We start from the raw sequence: 7105 nt of genomic DNA on the forward strand, positions 1-7105 counted from the left end.
ACCTAGCAGTAAAAATCCATACATCAGGAGACAACATGAAATCATTACTGAACTTCACCAAAAAGGCTGCTGTCGTCATGCTCGGTCTGGCCTGCTTCGCCCAGGTCGTCCACGCCGACACGCTGGCCGACATCAAGGCGCGCAAGAAAGTACTGATCGCCGTCGACCTCGGTGCGCCGCCGTTCGGCATGACCAACGCCAAGCTGGAACCGCAAGGCTCGGACGTGGAAACAGCACGCGCGCTGGCCAAGGATCTGGGCGTGGAGCTGGAAATCGTGCAGGTCACCGGCCCGAACCGCGTACCCTTCCTGATGACCGGCAAGGCCGACATGGTGATCGCCACCTTCAGCATCACGCCTGAGCGCGCCAAGGTCATCACCTTCACGCATCCGTACGGTGCTTCGCAGTTCGTGGTTGCCGCACCAAAGGGCACCGCGATCAAAGGTCTGCCTGACCTGGCCGGCAAGCGTATCGCGGTCGTGCGCGGCAACATGCAGGATTCGCTGCTGACCCCGCTGGCGCCTAAGGGTGCGACCATCGTGCGCTTTGACGATGACGCTACCGTCACTGCCGCTGTGGTGTCGGGCCAGGTCGACGGTCTGTGCACGCCGAATGCGCTGGCTGCCGCGATCGCGCGTCAGAATCCAACGAAGGGCCTGGAAACCAAGTTCGCCATCAAGGATATCCCTTACGCCATCGGCATCCGCCAAAACGAACCGGAACTGCAAAAGTGGCTGAACGCCTGGATCGACACCAACACCAAGAACGGTCGCCTGGGTCAGATCTATCAGCAATGGGTCGGCACGCCGATGCCTGACCTGGCGCAGTTTGCGGCGAAGTAAGCAGCAACATGCACAGCACGGTCGGCGCCAGCGCATCTGCGTACGCCGGCCGGCTTGCATGACACTCTCTTAGTTGTCGATACGTAGTTGCCAATATTTACCGAGATCATCATGAAACCAATTTCTCCCGTCATCCGATTGAATCCTGTCGATGATGTTGTCATTGCGCGCCGCCAGCTGATCACCGGCACCGTTCTCGAAGAAGAGAACGGTCTGCGGGTCGCGGCCTTGATCCCTGCCGGGCACAAGATGGCGACACGCGCCATCGCCGCCGGCCAGCCGATCAAACGTTACGGACAAATCATCGGCACCGCCAGCCAAGCCATCGAGCCAGGTCAGCACGTGCACACGCACAATCTGGCCATGGCGGAGTTTTCGCGCGAACACTCCTTCGGCGCCGATTTCAAGCCGGTCGACTACGTCGACACGCCGGCCACCTTCATGGGCATCAAGCGTCCGGACGGTCGCGTCGCCACACGCAACTACATCGGCGTGCTGACCTCGGTGAACTGCTCGGCCACCGCCGCGCGCGCAATTGCGGATTATTTCCGCCGCGACATCCATCCGGAAGCGCTGGCGGATTTCCCCAACGTCGACGGCATCGTCGCGCTGACCCACGGCCTCGGCTGCGCGGTCGATTCGGAAGGCGAACCGCTGGCGATGCTGCGCCGTACGCTGGCCGGTTACGCCAAGCATCCGAACTTCGCCGCCGTGCTGATCGTCGGCCTCGGTTGCGAAACCAATCAGATCTCGGGCCTGCTGGAAGCGCACAACCTCAAAGAGAACGAGTACTTCCATACCTTCACGATCCAGAGCACCGGCGGCACCGCCAAGACGGTCGCTCTCGGCATCGAAAAGATCAAGAAGATGCTGCCCAAGGCCAACGACATCAAGCGCGAACCGGTTCCGGCCAGCCACCTGACGCTGGGCCTGCAATGCGGCGGCTCGGACGGCTATTCGGGCATCACCGCCAATCCGGCGCTGGGCGCGGCGGTCGACCTGCTGGTCAAGCACGGCGGCACCGCGATCCTGTCGGAAACGCCGGAAATCTACGGCGCAGAACACTTGCTGACCCGTCGTGCGGTCTCGCCGGAAGTCGGCGAAAAACTGCTGGCGCGCATCGCGTGGTGGGAAGAGTATTGCGCCAAGAACGGCGCCGAGATGAACAACAATCCATCGGCGGGCAACAAGGCCGGCGGCTTGACGACCATCCTGGAAAAGTCGTTGGGCGCGGTCGCCAAGGGCGGCACGTCCAATCTGGTGGACGTCTACAAGTATGCAGAGACGGTGACGGCCAAGGGCTTCGTCTTCATGGACACGCCCGGCTACGATCCTATCTCTGCAACCGGGCAAGTCGCCGGCGGCGCCAACATGATCTGCTTCACCACCGGTCGCGGCTCGGCTTATGGCTGCGCACCATCGCCGTCGCTGAAGCTGGCGACCAATACGGCGCTATGGCAGCGTCAGGAAGAAGACATGGACATCAACTGCGGCGAGATCGCCGACGGCATGGCCACGCCGCAGGAAATCGGCGCCAAGTTCTTCCAGATGATCCTCGACACGGCATCCGGCAAAAAAACCAAGAGCGAATTGCATGGCTATGGCCAGGATGAATTCGTGCCCTGGCATATCGGCGTCTATACCTGATGAGCTGATCGTCTGTTCTCCTTGCCGTCGCCGGTGTCAGTTTTTGCCGGCGGCGGTTTTTGCCTTCGGCAGTTCTTCCTTCTGGGTGTTGCGACATGTTTCAGGGAATTTTTCAGGAAACATTTCTCAGCATCTCATCCGGGCGGCAAGCATCAAATTCGTTGCATTCTTCCCGGTGTTTCATTCTTCGACTGACCATCATCTGGAGCAGGCATGGCACAAGCATTCACGATTCAGGCGCATCTGCCTGAAGATCATCAACAAGCAACCCTGATCGGCCGCATCTGGCAACCGAACGTCGGACCGGTGCTGGTCAAGGTGCAGGCAAACGGCGTGTACGACCTGAGCGCCATCGCGGCGACATCGAGCCAGTTGCTGGAACTCGACAACCCTGCCGCAGCGGTCGCACAAGCCAAGGCGCCGCGCCTGGCTTCGCTGGAAGAACTGCTGGCCAACGCCGATGCGGCCACCCGCGATACCTCGCGTCCGTGGCTGCTGGCGCCGATCGATCTGCAGGCGGTCAAGGCCAGCGGCGTGACTTTCGTCGCCAGCATGCTGGAGCGCGTGATCGAAGAACAGGCGCGCGGCGATGCCGGCAAGGCGGAATCGGTACGCAAGGCTATCACCGCCGTCATCGGCGACAACCTGTCGAGCGTGGTGCCGGGCTCCGAAGGCGCTGCCAGGCTCAAGGAAGTACTACTGGAACAAGGCGTGTGGTCGCAATACCTGGAAGTCGGCATCGGTCCCGATGCAGAAATCTTCACCAAGGCGCAACCGCTGTCTTCCGTCGGTCTGGGCGATGAAGTCGGCATCCATCCCAAATCTGTCTGGAACAATCCTGAACCGGAGATCGTCCTGGCCGTCAACAGCCGCGGCGAGACGGTCGGCGCGACCTTGGGAAACGACGTCAACCTGCGCGATTTCGAAGGCCGCAGCGCCCTGCTGCTGGGCAAGGCCAAGGACAACAATGCGTCGTGCGCAGTCGGGCCTTTCATTCGTCTATTCGATGCAAACTTTTCAATTGACGATGTACGCCGCGCCGAACTTACAATGCGGGTAGACGGTACGGAAGGCTTTACGCTCAAAGGCAGCAGCTCGATGGCGATGATCAGCCGCGATCCGCTGAATCTGGTGGAACACGCGATCGGTCCGAACCATCAATACCCTGACGGACTGGTGCTGTTCCTCGGCACGATGTTTGCGCCGACGCAGGATCGCTTCGGCCCGGGGCAAGGCTTCACGCATCAGGTCGCCGACATCGTGACGATTGCAACGCCGAAACTGGGGGCGCTGGTGAATAAAGTCAACTTTACCGACAAGGTCGCGCCGTGGACATTTGGACTGACGGCGCTGATCAAGAATCTCGCACAACGAAAACTCATTTAAAGGAAATCCCCCATGTCGCAATCGCAATCTTCTGGACGCCTGGCCGGCAAGACCGTATTGATCACTGCTGCAGCCCAAGGCATCGGCCGCGCTTCGACCGAATTGTTCGCCAGGGAAGGCGCCCGCGTCATCGCCACCGACATCAGCAAGCAGCATCTCGATGAGTTGGCAGGCATCGCCGGTGTGGAAACCCGCCTGCTGGACGTGACCGACGATACGGCGATCAAGCAACTGGTGGCCGACATCGGCACCGTCGACGTGCTGTTCAACTGCGCAGGCTACGTCGCTGCCGGCAATATCCTGGATTGCGACGACAAGGCCTGGGACTTCTCCTTCAACCTGAACGCCAAGGCGATGTTCCACACCATCCGTGCGGTGCTGCCGGGCATGCTGGCCAAGAAGTCGGGCTCCATCGTCAACATCGCTTCCGCCGCATCGAGCGTCAAGGGCGTGGCAAATCGTTTCGCCTACGGCGCCAGCAAAGCGGCAGTGGTTGGCCTGACCAAATCGGTCGCAGCGGACTTCGTCGCGCAAGGCGTGCGCTGCAATGCCATCTGCCCGGGCACCATCGAATCGCCTTCGCTGAATCAGCGCATCACCACGCAAGCCAAGGAAAGCGGCAAGAGCGAAGCGGAAGTACGCCAGGCGTTTGTGGCGCGCCAACCGATGGGCCGCATCGGCAAGGCGGAAGAAGTGGCGCTGCTGGCGCTGTTCCTGGCTTCCGATGAATCGGCCTTTACTACCGGCGCAATTCACATGATTGATGGCGGCTGGTCCAACTGATTGTTTTGGCGGATGACTCTTTCGACAATGTAGTTTGCTACATCGCTATGTTGTTTGAATGAGCGCTTGTCCGATAAGTTTTCTGCCACACGTCTTGTCGTAACGCTGTTTGTTTTTCCTGCGGCCTCTCCCGATAGTGATATTGGTGGAGGCCGCAGTGTTTCGGATGTCATTGTTGCATTGAGTGAAGCATTTTTCTTTCTCATTTCTCTCGATTGACGTTGTGCCGTTTCCGGCTCAGTAGGCATAATGCTGTTTCTTCTTACGGAATAGCTGCCCATGTCTCCAACTGAAATCCAGGTCGCCTTCGCACCTCCCATGCAACTCGGTGAATGCCCGCTATGGCACGCCGGCGAAAGCGCTTTGTACTGGATCGACATTCCCGGCAAGGCCGTGCATCGCCTGCACGTCGCCACTGATGCGCATCGCTCGTGGCCGATGCCGGAAGAACCCGGATGCATCGCCATGCACGCCGAGGGCGGCCTGGTGGTGGCCTTGCGCAATGGCCTGTTCCGGCTCGACACGGGCAGCGGCGCGATGACCCGTTTGCATGATGCGCCTTATGACGTAAGTAAGCTGCGCTTCAATGACGGTCGCTGCGACGCCATGGGGCGCTTGTGGACCGGGACGATTTACGAACCGCGCGATCAGCAACTGGGCAGCTTGTTTTGTTTCGAGCGAGGCGAACTGCGCGATGCGGCGCATCCGGTGACGACCTCCAATGGCGTTGCATTCAGTACGGACAGGCGCACGATGTTTCATTCGAATACACCGGCGCATCGTATCGACGCCTACGATTTCGATCTCGCCGGCGGCAAGACCAGCAACAAGCGTTTGTTCAAGCAATTCGACATGGACAAGACCGCTCCCGGTTATGGCGGTCGTCCTGACGGCGCTGCCGTCGACAGCGAGAACGCATATTGGTGCGCGATGTTTGAAGGCGGACGTGTATTGCGGCTTTCCGCAAGCGGTGAGATTCTGCAGGAAATCAAAGTGCCTGCCCGTTGCCCAACGATGGTCGCATTCGGCGGCGAGGATCTGCGCACGCTTTACATCACGACCGGCAGGAATGGCCGCAGCGAAACCGAGCTGGTGCAGTACCCGCTGTCCGGTTGCGTCTTGTCTGTGCGGGTGGATGTTGCGGGATTGCCGGAATTTGCTTATCAGGGTTGAGCGACGATAGACACCGCGCTTCCTGATTTGGGATGTGTTGCAGATGTCTGCTTTACTGTCTCGTCCTTCTGCTGATGCAATGAAAACGAGAATGCATTGCTTCTTTGCCAATGAAATGATGAGGTTCTGAGCGGTGGCCAGCAAAGCTGTCCAATTTCAGCGACAATCACGGTCACGCTTGTTCCAAGACTTGCTTTCTTTTCTAGTTGTTATGAGAAAATACATCCAAGTGTTTGTGGATCGTATCCCTACTCAGCACAACAGACTCCGTTTCGATATTCAACAATATTTACTCTAGCGAAAATTCCATGTCGATGAAAAAATTTGCCCTCAAACTCACTGTCGCCGCCGTCGCCCTGATCGGCCTGCAAACTTCCAGCTACGCTGTTGATTCTGTCTCCGTCGAAGCCGGCGCCGGCTCGAAAGTCCAGATGCTGCGTCTGGGCGCACAATGGGACTGGAAGAACACAGCCTGGTGGCAATCCAACGGCACCCACATCGGCGGCTACTGGGATCTGACGGTCGCAGAGTGGCATGAAAAGCGTTACAACAACACCGACAGCAGCAAGAACTTCACCGACATCGGTTTCACACCGGTCTTCCGCTTCCAACGCGATGACAAGAAGGGTTTCTACGGCGAAGCCGGCATCGGCGTTCACCTGTTCTCCTCCCTGTACAACAACGACACCAAGAAGCTGTCGACGGCATTTCAGTTTGGCGACCACCTCGGTACCGGCTATGTGTTTGCAAACGGCTTGGACGTTGGCCTGAAGCTGCAACACTTTTCGAACGGCGGCATCAAGCAGCCAAACGGCGGCGTGAACTTTGCCGTGCTGAAAGCTGCTTACAAGTTCTGATTACACAGATTGTTCGCCGTTGAGACGGCGGGTGGTTGAGAAAAAAGCCGGTCATTGACCGGCTTTTTTTATTGTCCGTAGAAGAGATGTGGTACGTGGCAGATGAATACTGCACCTTATCGGCTGTTCTCAGCAAGAGAAGCTTGAGACGGAGGAGTCGGGCGGAAGAGGCTCGATGCGAGGGCGTTGCCAGATCAGAAGAGGCCTCATACGAGAGCGTGGCTGGTCCTACAGCTGCATTCCGTATTGCCCCTGCGGAGGGTCAGCCAGACAGGGATACGACGAAGAAGAGAGATGGTGTTGCGAAGAAGAGGTGGGGCCTGGAGGGAGGTTGATTGCGGAGATGCGATGCAGTTTTGCGGAGTGGTGATGCCAGAGGTGTGACTGGCAGGTATTGCCTGGAGAGAGCGCGGGGCA

7 protein-coding genes are annotated in these 7105 nt (G+C 58.8%); 6 read left to right on the plus strand and 1 reads right to left on the minus strand.

Annotated features, from left to right (window positions below):
- Positions 1 to 35: 35 nt before the first annotated feature.
- The 4 genes from PMI16_RS07300 to PMI16_RS07315 all read left to right on the plus strand — a co-directional run bounded on the left by PMI16_RS07300 (position 36) and on the right by PMI16_RS07315 (position 4658).
- Positions 36 to 842 (plus strand): transporter substrate-binding domain-containing protein, encoded by an 807-nt coding sequence (locus PMI16_RS07300; protein ID WP_007878021.1) that lies wholly within the window; start codon positions 36 to 38, stop codon positions 840 to 842.
- Positions 843 to 953: 111 nt separating this feature from the next.
- Positions 954 to 2489 (plus strand): UxaA family hydrolase, encoded by a 1536-nt coding sequence (locus tag PMI16_RS07305; RefSeq protein ID WP_007878022.1) that lies wholly within the window; start codon positions 954 to 956, stop codon positions 2487 to 2489.
- Between the two features lie 213 nt (positions 2490 to 2702).
- Entirely contained in the window at positions 2703 to 3875 is a 1173-nt protein-coding gene (locus tag PMI16_RS07310) for a fumarylacetoacetate hydrolase family protein (protein ID WP_007878023.1), read from the plus strand.
- A gap of 12 nt (positions 3876 to 3887) precedes the next feature.
- Complete coding sequence (locus PMI16_RS07315; protein WP_007878024.1) at positions 3888 to 4658, plus strand: SDR family oxidoreductase; 771 nt, start codon at positions 3888 to 3890, stop codon at positions 4656 to 4658.
- On the opposite strand, the gene PMI16_RS25770 is transcribed toward PMI16_RS07315, so the two are convergent.
- On the minus strand, positions 4628 to 4939 hold the full coding sequence (locus PMI16_RS25770; protein ID WP_157212553.1) for a hypothetical protein: 312 nt from the start codon (positions 4937 to 4939) through the stop codon (positions 4628 to 4630). The genes PMI16_RS07315 and PMI16_RS25770 overlap by 31 nt on opposite strands.
- On the opposite strand from PMI16_RS25770, the gene PMI16_RS07320 reads away from it, so the two are divergent.
- Positions 4938 to 5831, plus strand: a complete 894-nt coding sequence (locus tag PMI16_RS07320; RefSeq protein ID WP_007878025.1) for an SMP-30/gluconolactonase/LRE family protein — start codon at positions 4938 to 4940, stop codon at positions 5829 to 5831. The genes PMI16_RS25770 and PMI16_RS07320 overlap by 2 nt on opposite strands.
- A 308-nt stretch (positions 5832 to 6139) precedes the next feature.
- Complete coding sequence (locus PMI16_RS07325; RefSeq protein ID WP_007878027.1) at positions 6140 to 6688, plus strand: acyloxyacyl hydrolase; 549 nt, start codon at positions 6140 to 6142, stop codon at positions 6686 to 6688.
- Positions 6689 to 7105: the final 417 nt, after the last annotated feature.

Origin of the sequence: Herbaspirillum sp. CF444 (genome assembly GCF_000282135.1) — a bacterium.
In the GTDB taxonomy this organism is placed as follows: Bacteria; Pseudomonadota; Gammaproteobacteria; order Burkholderiales; family Burkholderiaceae_D; genus Herbaspirillum.

Excerpts from the sequence above, each read along its gene's own strand:
- PMI16_RS25770 (WP_157212553.1), bottom strand. The coding sequence starts at position 4,939 with ATGGGCAGCTATTCCGTAAGAAGAAACAGCATTATGCCTACTGAGCCG.
- PMI16_RS07320 (WP_007878025.1), top strand. The coding sequence starts at position 4,938 with ATGTCTCCAACTGAAATCCAGGTCGCCTTCGCACCTCCCATGCAACTC.
- PMI16_RS07310 (WP_007878023.1), top strand. The coding sequence starts at position 2,703 with ATGGCACAAGCATTCACGATTCAGGCGCATCTGCCTGAAGATCATCAA.
- PMI16_RS07315 (WP_007878024.1), top strand. The coding sequence starts at position 3,888 with ATGTCGCAATCGCAATCTTCTGGACGCCTGGCCGGCAAGACCGTATTG.
- PMI16_RS07300 (WP_007878021.1), top strand. The coding sequence starts at position 36 with ATGAAATCATTACTGAACTTCACCAAAAAGGCTGCTGTCGTCATGCTC.
- PMI16_RS07305 (WP_007878022.1), top strand. The coding sequence starts at position 954 with ATGAAACCAATTTCTCCCGTCATCCGATTGAATCCTGTCGATGATGTT.
- PMI16_RS07325 (WP_007878027.1), top strand. The coding sequence starts at position 6,140 with ATGTCGATGAAAAAATTTGCCCTCAAACTCACTGTCGCCGCCGTCGCC.